The sequence below is a fragment of the Bacillus cereus group sp. MYBK216-1 genome (genome assembly GCF_051916495.1).
Classification (GTDB): Bacteria; Bacillota; Bacilli; order Bacillales; family Bacillaceae_G; genus Bacillus_A; species Bacillus_A thuringiensis_K.
The window spans coordinates 569,257-595,361 of record NZ_JBQAGT010000002.1 but is presented as its reverse complement, the minus strand read 5'-3'; the positions used below and the strand labels follow the sequence as shown (position 1 = coordinate 595,361).

The window sequence follows — 26,105 nt, the reverse complement described above, 5'->3', positions numbered from 1 at the left end:
ACAAAGATTTCATAGTATTTACATCATACTATGAATAACTCATAAAGATTTCTACGTCTTTACCAATTACTTTTTACATTATCCCCTTAAAAAGTAATGCTCTTAATATATTCATTATTCCCTGCACTTGATATGCAGGTATTGGTCTACCCTTTTCGTTCATTGCGTTGCATCTTTTATACTCTCTACTTTTCCGTTAATAAAATGGATTTCTCTTTTATCCCTTCAAATTCATTTAATAGGTACTTAGCTATCTTTTCAACTGCCGGGGAGCTCACTATTTCTTCATGTGATCCAGGGACAGAATACTTATTTACTCTTCCTTTTAATAAAGGTCCCCAATCTGTAAACAACTCTTTTCCCTCCTCAGCACTAAAGTAGATAACTTCCCCAAAGTATGGTATCAAGTCATGCTCTGCCATTATGTTCAGGCATTTCCTATGAGCATTGATAACTTGCTTCAAATTCATAAGATCTGCATCAGGTGGGAGTACGCCTTCAATAATTAATCGCTCCACAAGCATATCTTGTTGATGGACGAGGCCTCCTTCCTGCTCAGTAAGATCTCTAGGAATGAAATGCTTAGATATATATGAGAGCATATCCTCACTCGTTTTATAGTCCTGCTTTGAAGGTACTTTAGTATCCATGAGTACCAACAACTCAACTTCCTCACCTTGATTCTTTAACACAGTTGCGATTTCATAAGCAATTGCACCGCCTAAAGACCATCCTCCAAGACGATATGGGCCTTCTGGCTGAACACGTTTGATTTCTTCAATGTAAAGTTGAATTACTTCCGGCAAGGTCAATTCATCAATTTCTCCCTTTTCTATAAGAGGATTCTGTAAACCATAAAATGAACAATGGTTCTTAAGTAATCTTGCTAGTTGAATGTAACAGAATACATTCCCCATAAACGGATGAACACAGAAGAAAGGTCTTTTTTCTGATTCTTGTAGTGGAACTAGCCCTGCTACTGATTTCGTCATATCATGCTTATCACGAATAAGGCATGCGATTCCTTCCAATGTTGGATTCTTAATCAATGTAGACACCTTAATCTCTTTTCCAAACTTCTCCTTAATTTTTGAAATCAATTTAATTACAAGGAGAGAATGTCCCCCTCTATTAAAGAAATCATCATTTACATAGACATCTTCTATCTGTAACACATCCTGCCAGATTTTAATCAACTGATATTCAATTTCATCCCTTGGAATGATTGGTGTAGACAAATTATTTTCTCTTTGAATTGTTAAACTGTTCAATGCCTTTCGATCAACTTTTCCATTCGGTGTAAGAGGAATCTCGTCTACCTTTATAAAGTGTGCGGGAACCATATAATTTGGTACTTGTGTCTTGAGATACTCACGCCACTCATGCATACTACCATCTCCAACTACATAAGCAACCAATCTCTGCTCTCCTAATTTATCCTCTGTCACCAAAACTACTGCTTCTTTTACCAATGGATGCCTCTCTATACTCGCTTCAATCTCTTCAAGTTCAATACGAAAGCCCCTAATTTTCACTTGATTATCAATTCTTCTCAAGTAATCTAAATTACCATCAGGTAAATAACGAACCAAATCTCCCGTACGATATAAACGCTCTTCTTCATTAAATGGATGACAGATGAATCGCTCTGCTGTTAATTCTGGACGATTCAAGTATCCTCGCGCTATACCTGCACCACCAATATATAGCTCACCTGTTACACCAACTGGAACAGGTAACAAATTTTTATCCAATACATAAGTTTGCACGTTCGGCAACGGACGTCCAATTGTAACTCTCTTACTATCTTTTTTGATATGATAGCATGTTGCATCAACCGTACATTCTGTAGGACCGTATACGTTATAAAAATCAATTTTTTCGGTCTCTACTAGCTGTTCCCATAATGACGGCATGATTGCTTCACCACCGACTAATATCTTACTTGGTACATGAACATCAGCACTTATTTCTAGCAATCCTCCATCTATTAGTAATTGAAGTAATGAAGGTGTCATATCAAACATTTCCAATTTATTCTCCCTAATATAGGACACAAATTGTTCTGGATTAGTGCGAACTTCACTTGGAATAATATATAAACTTGAACCATAAAGCAGCATTTGTAATTGCTGAATAGATACATCAAAGGCAATTGACGCATTCAAACCGACGCGCATATTACTAGGTATCTCATGTGAGAAAACTTCTTTTTGTAAACCATAGGATAGGTTTATTACAGAATGGTGCTGTACTAAAGCCCCCTTTGGATTCCCTGTCGAACCAGAAGTATAGATAACATACGCTAAGTTTTCCCCTGTTACCTCACATATTGGTGAAAGTTTGCTTTCTTGAGAAAGCATTGCTTGGTCCCTATCTAGGCAAACTGTCTTAATGTCTTTAGGTATCCATCCTAGTAATACCTCATTTGTAACTAACACTCTAATTCCCGTGTCTTCTAAAATATATTGTAGGCGGCTTTCCGGATTCGATGGATCTAATGGAACATAGGCTGCTCCGGCCTTCCAAATTCCCATTAGACCAACAACCATCTCAACTGAACGCTCAAAGCAAAGGCCAACTAATGACTCTGTCCCAATTCCACATTTCTGTAAATGATGGGCTAATTGATTAGCTCTTTCATTCAGCTCCCGATATGTTAGTTGCTGTTTTTCATCTACCACTGCCAACGCGTCAGGCGTACGATTTACTTGCTCTTCGAATAGTTGATGGATTGCATTCTCACGTGGATAGAATATAGTATTATTATTCCATTCTTCCAATAGCTTTCTTTGTTCAGCTTCCGTAATATATACTAGCTCCGATAGATTTTGATCAATGTTTTTGAGCATTTGCATTAACACTTGGTGTAAATGACCCAGCATTCGTTCAATGGTTACTCTATTAAACTTACTACGGTCATACATTAACTTTAACGATAACTGGATTCCTGGAACTACAGCTAACCCTAATGGGTAGTGGGTTTGTTCTACCCCTTCCAATTCACCAATTTCCAGATTTTCTGAAGACTCCTCTTTCACTGGATAATTTTCAAACACATATAAACTATTGAACAGCGGTATTCCTCTAGGAACTTCACTCCACCCCTGAATCTCTGTCAAAGAAGCATACTCATATTGTCTTCTTTCTATCTCTTCCTCTTGTATCTTCTGCAACCAATCTATTAATTTTATATCATCCACCAATTGAATTCGCGTCGGTGACGTTGTAATGAAAGGACCTACGATGTTTTCAACATCAATAATCTCCGTAGAACGCCCTGAGCTTGTTACACCAAAAACAATGTCATTTTCTCCACTATATCGGCTCATGAGATATGCCCATGCACCTTGAATTACTGTACTCAAAGTAAGTTTATTGCGTTTCGCCCATCCTTGTAACGCTTGAGTCTGCTCTTCTGATAAATACGTAACCTTCTCTGTGTAACCTTTTTCTTCCTCTTTATTTTCTAAGCCCAGCAAAGTTGGCGCAGTAAAACCTTTTAGCTTCTCTCTCCAGAATTGTTCCGCCTGCTCCTTATCTTGCTCTCTTAACCATTGGATATATTTCTTATATGGTGAGGACTTAGGTAACTTCACAGCTTCTCCATTCATTCTCTTCTGATAGACTGTAAGTAATTCATTAAATACTAATGGTAAACTCCATCCATCCAGTAAAATATGGTGATGGGTCCAAACAATCCGATATTCTTCCTCACCTTCTTGAATGACTGTTACCCGCATCAATGGTGCTTCATCAAATTGGAAGGCTTGTTTTCGATCTAATGCCAAAAAGACTTTTCTTTTTTCCTCTATCTCTTCACTTGTCATTGTACGCCAGTCTTCTTTGTTCACTTTAAATGGGATATTTTCATACACCACTTGTACAGGTTCTTCAATTTCGTCCCATACAAATGCTGTACGAAAAATTTCATGCCGCTGAATTACAGATTTCCACGCCTGCTCAAATGTAGGAATATTCATTTTTCCTCGAATCATAAAACTCAATTGCACTATATACGGTGCAACATGTTCATCCCCTTGGTCATGCAATGTGTGGAAAATCATACCTTCTTGCAAAGGTGATAGTGGATATAAATCAGTAATCTGATTGTTCTTTCCGCGATGCATTTTGTTTAGTACATTTGTCAAACCTTCTTGGCTAAGATTAGCCATTGCAAAATCCGAAATGGTCAGTGCAGATTCTCTGTCTGAAAATTGAATCAATGTACTCAGTTGATATAGCATATTCTGTGCAATACTTTGAATCGTTGATTTGGCAAATTGTCCAACATTGTATACCCAAGTGAACTGAAGTTTTCCATCCGTTACAACCCCAATTACATCAATTACATGCGATCGCTTGGAACCGGCTGCATGATCTAAACGCTTAAATTCGTTCTCCGGAATAAACATTGCATCGCTAGAAAACATTTGGTCAAATTGTCCAAGATAGTTAAAACTAATAGACGGTGTATATTGGGAGCTTAATTGCTCACACATTGTTGCGTTCATGTAACGCAACACCCCATAATCAACACCCTTATTAGGAATTTTGCGAACTTGTTCTTTAACTGCTTTTAATGCTTCAATTGGCGTATTAGCACTAGTAATATTTAAATGAACTGGGTAAATACTTGTAAACCATCCCACAGTTCTCGATAAATCAACATCTTCAATAATCTCTTCTCGACCATGTCCCTCTAAATCTACGCTCAATATCGGCTGCCCCGTACATGCTGCCGTAGCTTGTACTAATGCTGCTAATAATACTTCATTGATTTGGACACGGTGAGTGCTTAAAGTCTCTTGCAATAACATACGGGTCTCATTCTCATTTAACACCACAGTAATTTCCTCAGTTACTGCGCTTACTGGATTACTTATAGTACCATCTACCGGCAATTTAACTACGTCTTGTTCAGCCTGCTCCTCCCAGTAATGTAGCACTTCTTTTGATAGTCCAGTTTCAGCGTAATGATGTAATTTCTCCGACCATTCTTTAAAAGATGTACTCTTCATAGGTAATTGAATTTTCTGCCCTTGGACTACTTGCGTATATGCTGTTTGCAAATCTTCCAATAAAATTCGCCAAGAAACACCATCCACGGCTAAATGATGAATTGTCCAAAATAATCGGCCAGCGTGCTCACCTTCATCAAAATACACCATTCTCATTAGCGGACCATCATGTAAATTCAAACTTTCTTGTGCAACATTAATCTCTTTTTGAATAACCTGATGCCAATCAGCTTCCGGCACTTCGTCTAATGAAATGACAGTAAGCATCAATTGTTCTTCTATTCCTTCATTCCACTGTTTCCAAACCCCATTAGGCAAACGTTCATATCTTAAACGCAGAGCATCATGATGAAGTAGAAGGTTACCTGCCGCCTTTTCCAGTGATCCTATGTCCAATTTCTCTTTCGTTCTAAAGAACATGGATTGATTCCAATGATGTGGGTTAGGATGATTTTGTGCAAAAAACCTTTGCTGAATAGGTGTAAGTATCGTCTCTCCAGTTATAATTCCCTGTTCAGCTTGTACACCTTGTTCTTCTTTGACTACTTGCGCCAACTCAGCAATCGTTTGGTGTTCAAATATTTGTTTTGGTGTCAATTGTAAACCAACTTGCTTCGCGCGCGAGACAATCTGAATGCTAAGAATTGAATCCCCACCAATTTCAAAGAAGTTATCATTCATACCAATACGTTTTGAACCTAGCACACGTTCCCAAATGATAGAAAGCCTATGTTCACGTTCATTTCTTGGGGCCACGTATCCTTCTTTTGTTCCTTGATAATCTGGTATAGGTAACGATTTCCGATCAACCTTTCCATTTATGGTTAGCGGTAATTCTTTCATTTCGACAAAGTAGGAAGGTATCATATGGATTGGCAGTTTTGTTTTAAGATACTCTCGCCATTCTTCTAAACTGCCTTCGCCCACTACATAAGCTACCAGCCTCTTATCTCCCGACTGATTTTCCCTAACCATTACAACTGCCTCTTTTACTAAGTAATGCTCCTGTAAGGTCGACTCAATCTCTCCAAGTTCAATTCGAAATCCTCTAATCTTCACTTGATTATCTATTCTTCCTAAGTAGGCTATATTACCATCAGGAAGATATCTCACAAGATCACCTGTTCTATATAACCTCTCGCCTTCTTTGAATGGATGAGAAATAAATCGTTCGGATGTTAACTCTGGACGATTCAAGTACCCCCTTGCTAGACCTGCTCCTCCGATATAAAGTTCCCCCATCACACCAACTGGAACTGGCAACCTATTTCTATCTAATACATAAGTTTGGATGTTAGGCAATGGACGCCCAATTGTTACTCTCTTACTATCTTTTTTAATATGATAGCATGTTGCATCAACCGTACATTCTGTAGGACCATATACATTATAAAACTCCATTTTATCAGTCTCTACTAGCTGTTCCCATAATGACGGCATAATTGCTTCGCCGCCAACCAATACCTTACTTGGAACATGAACGCCATCGTACGTTTCTAACAATCCGGCATCTATAAGTAATTGAAGCATTGAAGGCGTTATATCAAAGATTGCTAACTTGTTCTCCCTAATATAAGCTACAAACTGTTCCGGATCACTTCGTACTTCATTCGGAATAATATACAAACTTGAACCATAAAGCAGCATTTGTAATTGCTGAATAGATGCATCAAAGGCAATTGACGCATTTAAACCGACATGCATGTTAGATGGTATCTCATGTTCGAAAACCTCTTTTTGTAAACCATGCGACAAGTTTAGTACAGAATGATGCTGTATCAAGACACCCTTTGGATTCCCCGTCGATCCCGAAGTATAGATAACATACGCTAGGTTTTCTCCTGTTACTTCACATTTTGGTGAAAGAATGCTTTCTTTTGAAATCATTGCCTGATCCCTATCTAGACAAACTGCCTTGACTTCTTTGGGTATCCAGCCTTCCAATGACTCATTCGTAACTAATACTTGAATTTCAGTGTCCTCCAAAATATATCGTAGGCGACTTTCTGGATATGATGGGTCCAATGGAACATATGCTGCTCCAGCCTTCCAGATCCCCATAATACTAACAATTATCTCAACTGAACGCTCAAAGCAAATTCCAACTAATGATTCAGTCCCAATCCCACATTGCTGAAGATAGTGGGCCAATTGATTAGCTTTTTCATTCAGCTCTCGATATGTTAACTGCTGTTTTTCATCTACCACTGCTACCGCATCAGGTGTACGATTTACTTGCTCTTCAAACAGCTGATGAATCGTACTTTCCTGTGGATATGCTACATTATTATTATTCCACTCCTCCAACTGTTTTTGCTGTAATCCTGATAATATAGGCAACTTAGCTAATGATTTATCAGGATTCTCCACGATTACATTCAACCAGTTCCCAAAATGTTCAGCCATGGATTCAATAGTTAAGCTGTCAAATAAATCAGTTCTATAAACAAAAGTAAGTAATAAACCCTCTTCCACTTCTGCAGCAGTTAAACTTAAATCAAACTTAGTGATCGGAGCATTACTTTCCATTACTTCTATATTTCTTCCATGTAATTCTGGTAGCTTCTGTCCCGTATTTTGCAAAGTAAACATGGTTTGAAAAATCGGGGAATGGCTTGTATTTCGTTCAGGTTGGATAACCTCTACAATTTTCTCAAACGGAACATCTTGATACTCATACGCCTTCAATGCTTTTATCCGCACTTGAGACAACAACTCTTGAAATGCCGGTGCATTACTTAAATCAGCTCGATAAACCAAAGTGTTGACAAAGAAACCAATCAGCCCCTCAATTTCTCGATAATTTCGATTTGCAATTGGGCTACCAACAATAATATCCGTTTGTCCCGTATAACGAGCAAGGAAACTTTGATACGATGCCAATAAGGTCATGAAAAGTGTGGCCCCTTCTTGACGACTTAGTTCGTTTAATTTATCCAGTAATGAGCGTGACAACAAAACATTATGAGTTAATCCATGATGGGTTTGCACTGGCGGACGCGGACGATCCATTGGCAACATTAAGACTGGTAACTCACCAGATAATTCTTCCTTCCAATATGCAAGCTGTTGATATAGTACTTCATCTTTCAACCAGTCTCTTTGCCACTGAGCAAAATCGGCATATTGAACTTGTAGTGGTTCCAGCTCTGCTTGTTTTTCACCAATCGCATTCTCATAAAATGCCATCCATTCTTGAAGCAAGATTTCCATCGACCACCCATCCGAGATAATATGATGCATATTACACAGAAGAACCCATTCTTCTTCTGAAATTCTTATGAGTTTCCCACGGAATAATGGCCCTTGTTCTAAATCAAATGGAGATTCGACTTCAGTTTGAATCCATTGCTCCAACTTTCTTTCTCGCTCCTCTAATGAAAGCTTATTTAAGTCCATTTGCAGAAGCGGACGGAAAACGTACGTTTGAATCTGCTGCACAGGATGGCCATCCTCTTCATAAAATACAGTCCGCAAAGATTCATGACGCTCTATCAACTGATTCCATCCCAACTCCAATGCCTCAGGTAACCAATTCCCTGTAAGCCGGCATACCATCGGCATATTATAAAGTGCACTATTAGGTGCAAATTGTTCAATAAACCATAAGCGCTGTTGGGCATAAGACAGTGGAATATTTCCCCCTCGTTCCATCGGCATCAATGGTGGAATTTCTCGTTTTTCGCTCCCCTTACGTAACTGATCTATTCGTTTCGATAATGCCTCGACCGTTGAATATTCGAACAGTTCACGTACTGGCAATTTGATTTGAAAGACTTCCTGTAAGCGTGAGACCACTTGTGTAGCAAGTAGAGAGTGACCACCGAGCTCAAAGAAAGAATCCTGAACATCAATGTCTCTTATTCCTAGCACTTGACTCCACACTGAAGCAATAAGTTCTTCCAGCGGAGTTCTTGGGTATACAGTATTTTCAGCGGATTGTTCACTAAGTATAGGCAATGCCTTCAAATCAAGTTTTCCATTCGGTGTAAGTGGTAAAAATTCCATCTCAATAAAGTTTGTTGGAACCATGTAATTAGGTAAATGTGTTTGTAGATGTTCTCGCCATTCATGGACACTTCCTTCACCAACTACATAAGCTACTAATCTCTTATCACCTTGATTATCCTCTCGCACCAATACAACAGCTTCTTTCACAGAAGAATGCGCCTGCAAAACAGCTTCTATTTCTCCCAATTCAATCCGGAAACCACGAATTTTCACTTGGTCATCTATACGTCCATGGAACTGGAGATTACCATCAGAAAGATAACTTGCTTTGTCTCCTGTATAATAGAGACGTTCTCCTGACTTGAAAGGATGTGGAATAAATTTTTCCTTTGTAAGATCCGGACGATTAGCATATCCACGTGCAAGACTCTTCCCTCCGATATAGAGATCTCCAATTACACCAGTTGGTACTAGCTGAAGATGAGAATCTAACACATAAACTTCTGTATTCGCAATCGGTCGACCAATCGATGGCGTACCTGTTGTCACTCCTACAGGTACATAACAATCTGTGGTAACAACGGTATTCTCCGATGGACCATACTGATTAATTACCGCAAAAGGAATATCGTTAGATGGATACTGCGTTAATTGATCCCCACCAGTAATGATAAAACGAAGATCCGTTTTATCTGGCCAAGATAATTTCAAGAGTCTTTCCAGAATAGGCGTAGGTGCAAAGCTAGCTGTTATTCGTGAATCAATGAGCCAGTCCCTTAGTGCTTCTGGATTAATTCTCAGTTCCTCTGTTGACAAGTAGAGCGCTGCGCCAGCAGTTAGATACGGCCAAATCTCCTGGACAGCCGAATCAAAAGCAACCCCTGCAATCTGAGTCGCACGATCCTCTGCTGAAATATGATAAACTTCCTGATGCCAAGAAACCATATTCATTAATGAGCGATATTCAACCATTACACCCTTCGGTTTTCCTGTAGAACCAGAGGTATAAACAATATAGGCTAAGTTCTCTGGATTTATTTGACGTGTAGGTGCGATTACGCTTTCCACCGTTAATTCTTCTAACCTCACCATTTCGACGTGTGCGAAATGTCCGTCTTGTCCTTCCGCCGTCACTACAAATTGAATTCCTGCATCTTCAATCATGTATTCTAACCTTGATTTTGGATACAACGGATCTAAAACGACATAAGCTCCACCAGCTTTTAAAATGCCTAGTAAACTTACCATCAGCTCAGCTGATCTCGGAAGATAAACCCCTACCACTGACTCTGGAGCTACTCCCTTTCGCTGTAAAACATTTGCCAACTGATTTGCTTGTGTATCCAATTCACCATAAGTCCACTGTTTTGTTTGATCAACTACCGCAATCGCATCAGGACGCCTTGCTACTTGCTCCTCAAATTTGTCGCAAATAAGACCCTGATGAGACATTTCCATTACAGTGTCATTCCATGTTTCTAATAACAAAGTACGCTCGGTTTCTGATAGCATGCTCAGGTCATGCAACGGATTTTGTGGGCGATGAGAAACTTCATGTAGCCATTTCTCAAAGTGTCCTGCCATCCGTTCAATAGTAGTAGCATTGAATAAATCCTTATTGTACTCAAAAGTAAAAAGTAATCCCTCTTCCGTCTCAACTGCCATTACACTTAAATCAAACTTTGCAATTGGACTATGGCTTTCTATCATTTCAATACTTCTACTAGATAACACCGGTAACTCTTGTTTCATATTTTGCAAGATGAACATAGTCTGGAAAATTGGCGAATGACTTGTACTTCGCTCCGGTTGCACAACTTCTACAATTTTTTCAAATGGAATATCTTGATATTCATACGCCTTCAATGCCTTTTGACGAACCTGATACAGTACATCTTGAAATGTCGGTCTACCACTCAAATTAGCTCGATAAACCAGCGTGTTAACGAAGAAACCAATTAGTCCTTCAATTTCTCTATAATTCCGATTCGCAATTGGGCTTCCGACCAGAATATCTTCTTGTCCCGTATAACGAGATAGAAAACTTTGATATGCAGCTAAAAGCGTCATGAAGAGTGTAGCCCCTTCTTTTCGACTAAGTTCATTCAATTTATCATGTAGCGTGCTTGGCAGAACCAGAGTGTATGTCGACCCGTGATGTGTTTGTATTGCGGGACGCGGGCGATCCACAGGAAGTTGGAGTACAGGAAGCTCCCCAGACAATTCTTCCCTCCAATATTGGAGTTGTTGATCAAGCACCTCCTCCTTTAGCCATCCCTTTTGCCACTGAGCAAAGTCGGCATATTGAACCGGTAATGGTTCAAGTTCCGCTACCTTTCCATCCGTTGCTTTCTCATAAAATGCCATCCATTCTTCAAGTAGGATTCCCATTGACCATCCATCTGAAATGATATGATGTAGAGTACAAAGGAGTATCCATTCTTCCTCTCCCACGTGCAAAATACTTGTCCTGATTAATGGACCCTCTGTTAAATCAAATGGTACTTCTGTTTCTTGTTGAATTAAACGTTTAACTTCTTCTTCTTGATCTTCAGAAGAAAGCATAGTTAAATCCGTTTTCGGAATTGATTGAAAAGCATACGGTTCAATTTGCTGTACGGGTTGACCATTCACCTCTTGAAAGACCGTCCGCAGTGATTCATGACGTTCTATTAGTTGATTCCATCCCGTTTCCAATGCTTCAAGTAGCCAATTCCCTGTAAGACGGCATACCATTGGCATATTGTAAAGGGCACTATTAGGTGTAAATTGATCAATAAACCATAAACGTTGTTGGGCATAAGATAGTGGAATAGCTTCTCCTCGTTTCATTGGTATTAGTGGCGGAATCTCTCGTTTTTTATCTCCTTTACGTAACTGTTCTAATCGCTTTGCCAGTGACTCCACCGTTGTATATTCAAATAGTTCACGTACTGGTAATTCGATTTGAAAAATTCTCTGTAATCGTGACACTACTTGAGTAGCTAGTAGTGAATGACCACCGATTTCAAAAAAGGAATCCTGAACACTAATATTTTTTATTCCTAACACTTGGCTCCAAACGGAAACGATGAGCTCCTCCACTGGTGTTCGTGATGAAGTAATATCTTCACTTATGAACTGTTCTTCTAATTCCAATAATGCTTTCCGATTCACTTTACCATTTGGAGTGAGTGGCATACCTTCAATTTGGAAAAAGTATGCCGGAACCATATAATGTGGTAATTGCTTCTTGAGATATTCACGCCATTCTCCAGCATCCCCTTCACCCACTACATAAGCTACTAACTGCTTATCTCCTGGTCGTTCTTCCTTCACCAACACGACTGCCTCTTTTACAGATGAGTGATCATGTAAAGCTGCTTCAATTTCTCCCAATTCAATTCGGAATCCTCTAATTTTAACTTGGTTATCTATTCTTCCAATATATTCTAAGTTACGATCATTCATATATCTCACCAAGTCACCCGTTCGATATAATCGTTCCCCGTCCTTAAAAGGATGCGGAATAAAACGTTCAGTAGTTAAATCCGGTCGATTGAAGTAGCCACGTGCCAATCCTACTCCTCCAAGGTAAAGTTCCCCTGCCACACCAATCGGGACTACTTGTTGATATTGATCTAACACATACAACTCTGTATTATCAATTGGACGACCAATCGGAATAATCATTGCTTCTTTTTCTAAATCACAATTGTAATAAGTCACATCCACAGTCGCTTCAGTAGGACCATACAAGTTAATTAACTTTGTTTGCTGAACATTGTAAAAGATCCCCTTAAACCGGCGAACATGCTCAGTGTTTAACGCTTCTCCACTAGTAAAAACTTGAATTAAAGACGATACATCCCTTTTCGAATTATATAGTTCCATATAATCTAAGAAAGTAGATAACATCGACGGAACAAAGTGTATGGTGGACACGCGATATCGTTCAATATACTCCTCAATCACCGCAGGATCTTTCTCTCCTCCTGGTGGAAGTAAACAAACACGTGCTCCTACAAATGACCACCAAAATAATTCCCATACAGAAACATCAAATGAAAACGGTGTCTTTTGTAGGATTGTATCCTCCTCGGACAATGGGTATTTTTTCTGCATCCACTGTAGGCGGTTGATAACGGAATGATGTTCAATCATTACCCCCTTTGGATTTCCCGTCGAACCCGAAGTGTATATAATATAGGCTAAGTTATTTGCTGTTACTCCACTTACCGGAGCTAAATTACTCTCTTTAGAAATCATCACTTGATCCCGGTCTAAACAAATTGCTTGAATATCTTTAGGTAACCAGTCCTGTAGTGCCTCTTTTGTTAACAGCACTTGAATTTGTGAATTCTCCAAAATATATCTCAGGCGGTTTTCAGGATAACTTGGGTCCAGTGGGACATAAGCCCCACCTGCCTTCAAAATCCCAAAGAGACCGATAATCATATCAGGAGAACGTTCAATACATATACCAACCAATGATTCAGGTCCGATACCTCGTTTTTGTAGAAAATGTGCCAATTGATTCGATTTTTCATTTAGTTCTTGATACGTTAGCTTTCCACCCTCATAAACTACCGCCACTGCGTCAGGTGTCCGTGCAACTTGCTGCTCAAATAGCTCATGAATCATACAATCATGACCATAAACTACGTCCGTATCATTCCATTCTTCTAGGAGTTGTTTTTGCTCAGTATCCGATAACATTGACAGCTTTGTATATGATTCATCTGGATGATACGTGATTTCATTTAGCCAGTTCTCAAAATGTCCTGCCATACGTGCAATGGTACTACTATCAAATAAATCCGTGTTGTATTCAAATGAGACGAATAGACCTTCTTCCACTTCATAGGCAGTTAAGCTCAAATCAAATTTAGCAATAGACATATTACTTTCTACCATTTCAATACTTCTATCAGGCAAATCTAGTCGTTCTTGTTTTATATTCTGTAGCGTAAACATGGTCTGAAATATAGGGGAATGACTCATGCTTCGTTCAGGTTGCACAGCTTCTACCACTTTTTCAAATGGTATATCTTGATATTCGTAAGCTTTTAACGCTTTTTTCTTTGTTTGGTTCAAAATCTCCCGAAAGGTAGGGGTGCCACTCAAATCTGATCGATAAACCAACGTATTAACAAAGAAACCAATTAATCCTTCTACTCCCTTATGGTTCCGATTTGCAATCGGGCTACCAACTAGAATATCTTTTTGTCCCGTATAACGAGCAAGAAAGCTCTGGTATGCGGCCATTAAAGTCATAAATAAAGTGGATCCTTCTTGTCGGCTTATATCCTTCAATTGACTGAGCAATTTATAAGGAAAAATCACGTGATGCGCAGCCCCAGAGTAAGTCTGCTTAACCGGTCGAGGTCGATCCACTGGCAGTTGTAAGATAGGAAGCTCACCAGACAATTCTTCCTGCCAATACGTAAGCTGACGATTTAGCACATCACCTTGCAACCACCCCTTTTGCCACTTCGCAAAGTCTGCATATTGAATAGATAATGAACTTAATTTAGCAGGATTTCCACCCGTTTCTTCTTCATAGAAAGCAAGGCATTCATTCATGAATATACCAATGGACCAAGCATCAGAAATAATATGATGCATCGTACACAGTAATAACCATTCATCCTTCTCTAATTGAACAAGCTGATTACGAATTAAAGGACCATTCATTAAATCAAATGGTTCTTGCGCTTCGCTCGCAATTAAACTATTTACCTCTTTTTCTTTTACTTCTAGAGGAAGTTGAGAGTAATCCCTTACAGGTAATGCTCTAGGAAGGAATTCGACAATTTGTTGCACAGGCTGTTCTCCTATTTCTTTAAAAACAGTTCGTAATGATTCATGACGTTCAATGAGTCGATTGAATCCCTTCTCTAATGCTTCAGGTATCCAATTTCCTTTTAGATGCCATACTGTTGGAATATTATATAAAGAACTGTTTGGGTTAAATCTGTCCATAAACCACAAACGTTGTTGTGCATAAGACAACGGGAGTGCTTCTTTATTCTCCTTTTTTTGCATTTGCTTCTGAAGCCATGCTCTCTTCTCAGGAGAAAGTGAACTCAGCTTTGCAAGTAAATCACTTCTCATTTTTTTACCCCTTCCTCAATCAAATTACTCTCGAATATCCCATGTGCTTCTTCCTCTGATAGCTCTTCTAATTGCTTAAGCAGTTCTAGTAATTCTTCATCATTACTGACTTCTGCTTCTTTTTGAATATAGTCTTGAAGACTTACATTCTCCTTACTATCATTCTGCATTTCTTGATTTTTGTTATCGAGCAATTGATCAATCTGTTCTGCCAATTGCTGCACCGTATGAAATATAAATAAATCATGCAATGGTATCTCGATTCCAAAAGCCTCTTTAAGATTGGAAACAGCTTGCGTAGCAAGTAATGAATGTCCACCAATTTCAAAAAACGAATCTTGAATTCCGATGTTTTCCATACCTAAAACTTCATGCCATATCGAAACAATTGTTTTTTCCGTAGACGTACGAGGAGCAATATAACAACTTGCTATCTCCTGCTTCTCTGGTGCTGGTAAAGCCTTCCTATCAATTTTCCCATTAGGAGTGAGTGGAAATGCATTTAATCCAACAAAATAGGATGGAATCATATAGTTTGGTAGTTGTTCCTTGAGATAATCACGCCACTTTTGAGCATCCCCGTCTCCTACAACATAGGCAATCAAACGTGGATCGCCAGGATAATCTTCCCGCACCATCACAATAGCTTCGTTAACTAATGTATGCTTTTGTAATACCGCTTCGATTTCTCCTAGTTCAATCCGGAACCCACGAATTTTCACCTGATGATCAATTCGTCCAACATACTCCAAATTTCCATCCGGCAAATACCTTACTAGATCTCCAGTCCGGTATACTCGCTCGTCTTCTTTAAACGGATGCGTTATAAATCGATTTTTCGTTAAGTCAGGGCGTTTTAAATATCCACGTGCTAACCCTGATCCACCAATGTACAACTCACCAACTACACCAATTGGAACCATTTTTTGTTCAGCACTCAATACATATACTTCTGTATTGAAGATTGGTTTACCAATTGGTGGTACCCTATGCATGACACCCTTTTCTAATTCCATATACGTGGAATACGTAGTATCTTCAGACGGTCCATATAAGTTGAACACCTTCTCAATCGTACTTCTCTCGTATAAATCTTGAACAAGCGGATATGGTAACGGTTCTCCAGCCAAATTCATTACCTTTACTGAAGAAGGAATTGTTTTTGCTCGAACCAGTTCCTTTGCTGCCGATGGCACAGTATTAACCAAAGTCACACCTTTGGTAGAGAACTTGTCTAGATGTAGAGCATTTTCAGCGACAATCACCTTACCACCCATCGTTAAGGGAACAAATACTTCAAAAACGGATAAATCAAAAGATAGTGAAGTTGAAGCTAATACTCCCGCTAATTCCTTTCGAGAATACGTATGATGCGCCCAATGAATCATTGTTACTGTATTTCTGTGCTCAATCATTACTCCCTTTGGATTTCCCGTGGAACCTGAAGTATAGATAATATAAGCTAAGTTATCACCCGTCGCTTCACTCGTGCATACCGTAGTAACTTCTTGTTCTATTTCTGCTCGATTACGATCAATACAAATGACGTTGACGAATGTAGGTATAACCATTTTTTGTTGTAACTTTTCCTGTGTCACCAGTACCTTTATTTGAGCATCTTCTAAAATGTACTGCAGTCGACTTTCCGGATACGTTGGATCAATTGGGACATATGCTCCTCCTGCCTTCATAATCCCTAAGAGACCGACAATCATCTCGGATGAACGTGTAACGCAAATCCCAACTAATGATTCGCATGTTACACCATTTTTTTGTAAATAATGTGCCAACTGATTCGAGCGTTCGTCCAACTCTCGATATGTTAGTTCTTCATCTTCGCACACTACTGCAATTGCTTCTGGTGTTTTTTCCACTTGTTCTTCAAACATTGTATGAATCGTACTTTCTTCCATATCTATAACACGCGATTTATTCCATTCCTCTAGTAGTTGCTTATATTCTACTTTCGATAACATATTCAGTTCTGATAGGACACATTTTGGATGAGAGACAATTTGATTTAACCAATGTTTAAAATGACTTGTCATACGTTCAATGGTTGTATCATTAAACAAATCAGTATTATATTCAAAGGTTAGTGATAATCCTTCTTCCGTCTCAGAAGCAAATAAACTCAAATCAAATTTGGCAACAGAAGCATGGCTTTCCATGAGTTCCATTTGTCTTTCAGATAGCTGAAGAAATTCTTGTTTCATATTCTGTAAAGTAAACATAGTTTGAAATATTGGTGAATGACTTGTATTCCGTTCAGGTTTTACGGATTCTACCACTTTCTCAAATGGGATGTCCTGATGCTCGTATGCTTTTAGCGCTTTTTTTCTTACCTGCGACAAAAGTTCTTGGAACGTCGGATTTTCACTGAAATCAGCTCGATAAACTAACGTATTTGCAAAGAATCCTATTAATCCCTCAATCTCTTTCACATTTCGATTAGCGATTGGGCTTCCAACTATAATGTCGTCCTGTCCTGTATAACGAGAAAGGAAGCTTTGATACGCTGCCATCAATGTCATAAATAAAGTGCATCCTTCTTGCAAACTTAAATCTTTGAGCTTTTTCTGTAAGGAATTCGCCACTATTAAGGACTGACTTGCACCACGATGGGTTTGAACTGCAGGTCGAGGACGATCCATCGGTAATTGTAAAACCGGTAGTTCCCCAGATAATTCTTCCTTCCAATATTGAAGATGCTGATTCAAACTCTCCTCTTTTTGCCATTCCTTCTGCCACATAACAAAATCTGCATATTGGATAGATAACTCCTTCAATTCCACTGGTTTTCCGGTTAGTGCTCCTTCATAAAAAGCCATCCATTCTTCAAGTAAGATTCCCATTGACCATCCATCTGAAATAATATGATGCATCGTACAAATGAGAACCCATTCTTCCCTGTCCACTTTCAATATTCGTGTTCGAATCAGAGGACCTTGTCCAAAATGAAATGGTTCCTCCGCCTCGTTTTGAATAAGGCGTTTCATTTCTCTTTCCCTATCTTCCAAGGAAAGATCTGTTAGATTCGTTTGAGGAATATGTCTGAACACAGGAGATTGAACTTGTTGAAAAGGTTCACCCTCTCGTTCTAGAATTGTCGTCCTTAATGATTCATGACGCTCCAACAATTGATTCCATCCGACCTCCAATGCTTCAATTGACCATTTACCTGTTAAGCGACACGCTGCATGAATATTGTACATAGCACTATTTGGCATTAATTGATCAATAAACCATAGACGTTTCTGCGCATAGGAAAGTGGGATAACTTCTTCTCGTTTCATAGGTACAAGAGGAGCAACCTCTCGTTTTTTATCTTCTTTTCGTAACTGATCCACTCGTTTCGCCAATGCTTCCACTGTATCGTGCTTGAAAAGTTCACGTAATGGAATTTTAATTTGGAACAGTTCTTGCAATCTAGAGACGATTTGAGTAGCAAGTAGAGAGTGCCCACCACGTTCAAAGAAGGAATCTTGAATGCCAATATTTTCTGTTCCTAACACTTGACTCCAAACCGAGGCAATAAGCTCTTCCGATGGCGTCCGAGGTAGCACATTTAAATCTTCAATAGCTTGCTCATCAGGTGCTGGCAAGGCCTTTCGGTCAATTTTCCCATTCGGAGTAAGCGGGAAGTGTTCTAACTCTATATAGTGCGCTGGAATCATATGATTCGGTAATTGGTTTTGTAAATACTCTCTCCACTCCTCGGTATTTCCATCGCTTATTACATATGCAACCAATCGTTGATCACCTGGACGATCTTCTCTAACTAATACGACAGCCTCTTTAATAAACGAACATTTTTCTAAAGTTGCTTCAATTTCTCCTAATTCAATCCTAAAACCACGCATTTTGACTTGATGATCCATTCTACCTATAAATTCTATATTTCCATCAGTTAGATATCTTACTGAATCTCCTGTTCTATATAGTCGTTCCCCCAATCGAAATGGGTGCGAAATGAATTTTTCAGCAGTAAGATTCTGACGATTTAAGTATCCACGCGCTAAACCAGCACCACCAATATATAACTCACCCTCAGTTCCTATTGATTGCAAGCGTTGGTTTTGGTCTAATACATATAATTGCGTGTTCTGTATTGGCTGCCCAATAGAAACAAATTCTTGATTAGGCTGGATATCAAATGCATTCACATAAATAGTGGCTTCAGTTGGTCCATAAAAGTTGGTTAATTTCACTTGTCCACTATAATTCCATTTCTGCTGAAATCGTCTAACTAACCCTGAACTTAGTTCTTCTCCACCAGAAAATACATGGCGTACAGAGGAACAATTCATGTTCAATTCAATATGATTGAAGTGATCTAAGAAAACAGATAACATCGAAGGTACAAATTGAACTATAGTAACCTGATGTTGTTTAATCACTTCAGCTATAATAGAAGGATCTTTTTCTCCACCTGGAGGTAAGAAAGATACACTTGCACCAACGTGAATGCCCCAAAACAATTCCCAAACAGAGACATCAAATGAGAATGGCGTTTTCTGCAAGACCACATCCTTTTCAGAAAGCGGATATTTATGTTGCATCCATTCTAGATAATTAATTACTGAATGATGCTCAATCATTACTCCCTTTGGATTCCCTGTAGATCCTGAAGTATACATAACATACGCTAAATTTTCTCCTGTTACACCACTTATGCATGGGGTTGATTCTTCTTTTTCAATTGCAGTGTAATCTTTATTCATACAAATCGTTTCTATTTTTTCAGATACAAACAAATTTTTAGAATTTTCTTCCGTCACTAGTACTTCGATTCCAGCATCCTCTAATATATATCGAAGTCGACTTTCTGGATAAGTAGGGTCAAGTGGAACATACGCTGCTCCTGATTTTAGAATACCTAATAACGCTATCATCATTTGTAATGAACGTTCCATATATACCCCAACTAGAGACTCTGGGCCTACACCATGCTTTTGTAGATAATGAGCTAGCTGATTTGCACGCTTCTCCAACTCTTTATAGGTAATTTGTTCATTTTCGTAACTAGCCGCGATTGCTTCCGGTGTTTTTTTAACTTGCTCCTCAAACATCGTATGAATCATGCCTTCAGCCGAATAATTAAATTGAGTATGATTCCATTCCTCTAGTAACTGTATCTGTTCTTCTTCTGTTAAATGAGTAATTTCAAATAGTTTTGAATCTAGGCTCTTCGTCATCTGAATTAATATTTGCAATAAGTGATTCTGAATCAGATTTATTGTTTCTTCATTAAAATAGCTTCGATCATACATCAACTTTAAAGTAATTTTCTTACCGGGCATTACAATGAGTGTTAAAGGATAATTTGTTTGTTCCGTGCTTGTAACATCTAGTAATCTTAAATCATCATTTCTCTCACCTTGAATTGGATAATTTTCAAACACATACAAGGTATGAAATAAGGAGCTATTTCGCGGAACCTCACTCCAGCCTTGAATATCTATCAACGAATTATACTCATACTGTCTTCGTTCCATTTCTTTCATTTGTATTTTACGAAGCCAATCTACTACTGATGTATTATCCGTTAATCGAATTCTGGTAGGTAATGTGTTAATAAATAGCCCCACCATATTCTCTGCTCCCATTAAATCAGTAGGACGTCCAGCGCTAGTTACGCCAAATACGACGTCACTGTCACCGCTATACCTACTCATCAAATAAGCCCATGCACCTTGTACTAACGTATTCAACGTTAATCGACTATTTCGTACCCACTCTTGTAACTTCTCAGTAAGTTTCTCAGATACTTGATAAACACACTCTCCATAGCCCTTCTCTTGTCCTTGATCCTTTCTTTCCATTGCTAATGGCGTAGGTGCATAGTACCCTTTTAATTCTTCTTTCCAAAATTCCTCTGCTTGACTTTGATCTTGTTTATTTATCCACTGGATATATTTTTTATAAGGAAGAGATTTAGGAAGAGTCAATAATTCTCCCTTTATCATCTTGAGATAAACTTCCATCACTTCACTAAAGACCAATGATACACTCCATCCATCTAGCAAAATATGATGATGTGTCCAAATAATTCTCGTTTCCTCTTTTGCTTCTTTAATCGCAGTGACTCTCATCAATGGTGCTTCATCCAATAAAAATCCTTTTCTACGATCTACATTCAAAAACTGTTGTAATTTCTTCACCCTTTCCTCATGTGGATAGGTGCTCCAATCCTCTTGATGAATAGTAAAAGGAAGACGTTGGTAAACCGCTTGTAGTGGCTTTTCTACTTCCTCCCATACAAATACTGAACGTAAAACCTCATGTCGATTAATAACATATTCCCAAGCCTTTTCAAAAGTATCAACATCCAATTGCCCCCCGAGCAAGAAACCTACTTGTACAATATAGGAAAAAGAATGTTCATCATCTTGATCGTATAAAGTATGAAACAGTATTCCTTTTTGCAAAGGTGATAAACCATATATATCAATAACGTCTCCCATTTTTACACCCTCTTCTTTGTTAATTTAAGTAATACTTGGCTCAAGCTTTCTTCCGTAAGATCCTCTGCATCAGCAAAATCTGATACCGTAAAAGCAGACTCTGTTGTTGGTTTATTTATAAGTTGACGAAGATGCCTCAACATACCATCTGCTATCACTTGAATTTTTAATTTAGAAAACTGTTCCCTACTATACATCCAAATAAAATGTAACTTTTCATCTTTCACCATTCCGATAACATCAATTAGATGAGATGGTTTGGAATCTGGAGCATGATCTAAAAATGTAAATCCTGTCTCTTGCATAAACAAAGAGTCCCTTGAAAACACCTGATCAAATTGGCCCAAATAGTTAAAGCTTATTGAAGGCTTTTGCTGATAAAACGGAAGTAATCCTTTATTCAAGTAACGTAAAATACCATAGTCAACTCCGCGATTTGGGATTCGACGCAATTGCTCTTTGACTGCCTTTAACCCTTCAATAGGTGTCTGAGTTCCTTGAAAATTGAGATGAACGGGATAAATACTCGTGAACCAGCCCACTGTCCTTGATAAATCAATACCTTCAATCATCTCTTCTCTCCCGTGTCCTTCTAGATGAATAGAAACGGTTTGCTGATTTGTACAATCGACGATAGCTTGTCCTAATGCCGTTAATAGTACCTCATCAATCCTTGTCTTATGAGTGACTAGAACTTCGTGAAACAATGCTTGTGTTTCTTCTATTCCTAAAGTCCTCGTCACTTGATCCATCGATTCTTCTGTCGTTTCTTGTATTGGATAGTCCATTGGAATTTTCATCGTTTCTTTTTCTACTTGTTCATTCCAATAATCCTTTACTTCTTTTGAAATACCCGAATCACTGTATGTCTGAAGTCGTTCAGACCATTCTTTAAAAGATGTACTTTTCGCAGGTAAGCGAATTTCTTGACCTTGTTTCATCTGGTTATATACCACCTGTAAATCTTCCAATAGAATCCTCCATGACACTCCATCTACTACTAAATGATGTATCACCCAGAATATTCGATCATTTTCAGTCAAGTTATCTTCAAAGTACACTACTTTCATTAACGGACCAGTAATTAAATTGAAACTAGCTTGATGAATATTCATCTCTTCTTGTATTATTTTATTCCACTCTTTTTCATTAACTTGATTCCGTTTTACAACATGGAGTACTGACAGCTCATCAGTCCCTTCATTTCTCTGCCTCCACGTTCCGTTTGGTAACTGTTCGTACCGGAAACGTAAAGCATCATGATGTTTCAGTAAATTTAATATCGCTCCCTCTAGTAACTTCACATCCAATCTTTCTTTTACTCTTAAAAGCATTGATTGATTCCAATGCTCTGTATGTGGATGTTCTTGCTCGAAGAACCAGCACTGAATTGGAGTAAGAGGCACATCACCTATCACAATTCCCTGCTCCGCTTGTACTCCCTGCGTTTCTATAGCCACTTGTGCCAGCTCAGCGATAGTTGGGCATTCAAACATTTGCTTTGGAGTAAGTTTTAACCCCACTTGACTTGCTTGAGATATGATTTGAATACTGAGAATTGAGTCGCCACCAATTTCAAAGAAATTATCATAGATTCCCACCTTTTTAACACCTAATACTCTCTTCCAAATGGTAGTTAGTATCTGTTCGTTACTATTCCGAGGGCCAACACATTCACTATTAATCTGCTTTTTCTCCGGCATAGGTAAGGCCTCACGATCAACTTTACCGTTAGCTGTAAGTGGAATAGCTTCCATCGCCACAAATCCCGCAGGAACCATATAACTTGGTAGTTTCGCTTTAAGATACTCTCTCCACGCATCTACATTTCCATCTCCTACAACATATGCTACTAATCTTTTATCACCCGGCTGATCTTCTCTTACAATTACAACTGCCTCTTTTACATATGCATATGTATGTAAAGTAGACTCAATTTCCCCAATCTCAATTCTGAAACCACGTATTTTAACCTGATGATCAATTCTTCCACGATAATCTAGATTCCCATCTGGCAAATACCTCGCTAAGTCTCCTGTCCGGTATAATCTTGCTTTCGGATCACTACTAAATGGATGAGATATAAAACGCTCTGCTGTTAATTCAGGTCTATTTAAATACCCACGTGCCAATCCTGCTCCACCAATATAAAGTTCACCATCAACACCTATAGGAACAGGTTGTTGATAAGCATCTAGTATATACACTTCTAAATCGGGAATCCGCTTTCCAATATTACTTCTTGAAGCATGCTGCACATCATCTAAAGTAATTGGATAATATGTAACATGAACTGTAGTTTCTGTAATTCCATACATATTAATTAACTGTGGTTTTTTCTCCCCATACCTTTTAAACCACGGTAACAAGCTAATAGGTTCTAACGCTTCTCCGCCAAATATTACGTAACGCAGCTGCAAATTTTTATTCTTATCTTCTTGTTCACACACTCGTATTAATTGTCGAAATGCGGAAGGTGTCTGATTTAGAACTGTGACTTCTTCCTCCACCAATAATTGATAAAAATCCTTAGGTGATCGACTAATCCAGTACGGAACAACAACTAATTTTCCACCATATAATAATGCTCCCCAAATTTCCCATACTGAGAAATCAAATGCATACGAATGAAAAAGCGTCCAAGTATCTTTTTCATTAAATTGATACCAACAATCCGTCGATTTAAATAACCGAATGACATTGTGATGCTCTATCATAACGCCCTTTGGATTTCCCGTTGATCCCGAAGTATAGATTACATATGCCAGATTTTTGGGACCGACATCAGAAACAGGCAAAGTCTTACTTTCTTTCCCAATCTCATCTTGATCACGATCCAGGAAAATCGACTTAACATTTTCTGGTAAACATTTCAATTCTTTTAAACTTTCTTGCGTTACGAATAACTGAATGCTAGCATCTTCTAGAATATATTGAAGTCGCTGCTCTGGATATGTTGGATCAAGTGGAACATAAGCCCCACCAGCCTTCAAAATTCCTAAAATACCTACAATCATTTCGAGGGAACGTTCAACACACAGTCCAACTAAAGTATCAGGTCTTACTCCCTTTTTCTGCAAATAATGAGCTAACTGATTTGCGCGTTCATTAAGCTCCCTATAAGTAACTTTTTCTTTGCCATACGTAACTGCAATATCGCTTGGATAGTTCAACGCTTGCCGTTCGAACAATTCATGAATAGTTACTTGAGATGGGAAATCCAGCTTAGGATTGTTGAACTCAACTAAACTTTTTCTTTTATCTTCATCAGAAATGATTTCGATTTCAGCTACCTTCTGCTTTGGTTTTTCAAAAGTGTTTTCCATTATCGCTAACATCACGTTAAAAAACCGTTTTATCTCTTCCTTAGAAAATAGCTCCTCACGATAATCAATATGTACATGTAAAGAGTCAATATCAATTAGATTTTCAATATGCACTGCAAAATCTTGTACCTCTTCATGGTTTGGAATCCATAGTGAGTCACCACTTTCATCGCGATCCCTATAATCAATCGTAGTTCCGAAAAGTCTCACATTACTATTATTCTCTTTATTAATCTGCTTTAACAACAAATCAAATGGATATTTCTGGTGTCTCAATAATTTGCTTTGTTTTCTGGACACCCTACTAATAAATGAAAGTACTTCTTCTTCTGGATCAATATCCATTCTTAAAGGAACTGTACTCACCATCATTCCAATCAATTTTCGTTCCATTTTAGTCATACGGTTGCCGTAAGCCATTCCTAAACCAATATCAAGCGATAAAGTCCACCGATACATGGACAACGAGAAAGCAGCAACAAAAAAAGTGTATAAACTAATTTTGTAATCTTCAGAAAATTTTTCTATCTTTCTCTTCAAATGCTCCGTTAATATAAATGTCTCACGTGATGCTTTGGTACTAACTTGGTACGTATTATAGGGCTTCAATCCAGTCACAGATGGCAGTGTTTTAAATTCCTCTAACCAGAATTTTTGATCTTTTTGAAAGCGACTACTATTCAAGTATGTTTGTTCATTAGTCAGGAATTGAACATATGAATTTTTAATTTCGCCTTCCTCATTCTCGTTATGCATTTCATAATAATATTTTGCAATTTGCTCAGTAAATATTTGAATTGATAAACCATCCATAATAATATGATGAACATTTCCAAAGACTGCACATTCATTATCGTTTAATTTTATTAAAGCGAAATAGTATAAATTTGAATTAAATAATGTAAACGTTTCTTTTGTTTTCTGCTCAATCCATTCCTCAAGCAAATTTGTATTCTCCACATTACTGAAATCAAAAAACTCAAATTCTTGTTCTTCATGTTTAATAAAATATTGTTTTGGTTCCTGATGCCCATTTTCTTTTAACCTAATGCACAGACCGTCATTTTCACTGATAACGCGATTCACAACTTGGTTTAATTTTGAATAATTCATTTTCCGATGAAGTTTAAATAAAAATCTTAAATTACATATTCCTTTATCAGAATGAATAACTTCTGTATACCATATTCTTCGCTGCGGATGGCTTAATGGATAACATTCCTCATTGGTCATAAAAATCTCCC

General features: G+C 38.2%; 3 protein-coding genes. All 3 read right to left on the bottom strand.

Translation table 11 applies throughout. The features are described from left to right. Positions 1-185: 185 nt before the first annotated feature. From ACTFRH_RS08545 to ACTFRH_RS08535, 3 genes are read right to left on the bottom strand one after another with little or no spacing between them, the layout of a single operon-like run. Complete coding sequence (locus ACTFRH_RS08545) at positions 186-15,068, bottom strand: non-ribosomal peptide synthase/polyketide synthase (RefSeq protein ID WP_440048725.1); 14,883 nt, start codon at positions 15,066-15,068, stop codon at positions 186-188. Then, positions 15,065-21,535: a non-ribosomal peptide synthetase gene (locus ACTFRH_RS08540; protein WP_000503044.1), complete on the bottom strand. Its 6,471-nt coding sequence runs from the start codon at positions 21,533-21,535 to the stop codon at positions 15,065-15,067. Before ACTFRH_RS08540 ends, ACTFRH_RS08545 begins: the two co-directional genes overlap by 4 nt. 2 nt (positions 21,536-21,537) lie before the next feature. Then, positions 21,538-26,094 (bottom strand): non-ribosomal peptide synthetase, encoded by a 4,557-nt coding sequence (locus tag ACTFRH_RS08535; protein ID WP_000180437.1) that lies wholly within the window; start codon positions 26,092-26,094, stop codon positions 21,538-21,540. Between the last annotated feature and the right edge of the window lie 11 nt (positions 26,095-26,105).

Coding starts and splice junctions, on each gene's coding strand:
- ACTFRH_RS08545 (WP_440048725.1), bottom strand. CDS start 15,068: ATGAGAAGTGATTTACTTGCAAAGCTGAGTTCACTTTCTCCTGAGAAG.
- ACTFRH_RS08540 (WP_000503044.1), bottom strand. CDS start 21,535: ATGGGAGACGTTATTGATATATATGGTTTATCACCTTTGCAAAAAGGA.
- ACTFRH_RS08535 (WP_000180437.1), bottom strand. CDS start 26,094: ATGACCAATGAGGAATGTTATCCATTAAGCCATCCGCAGCGAAGAATA.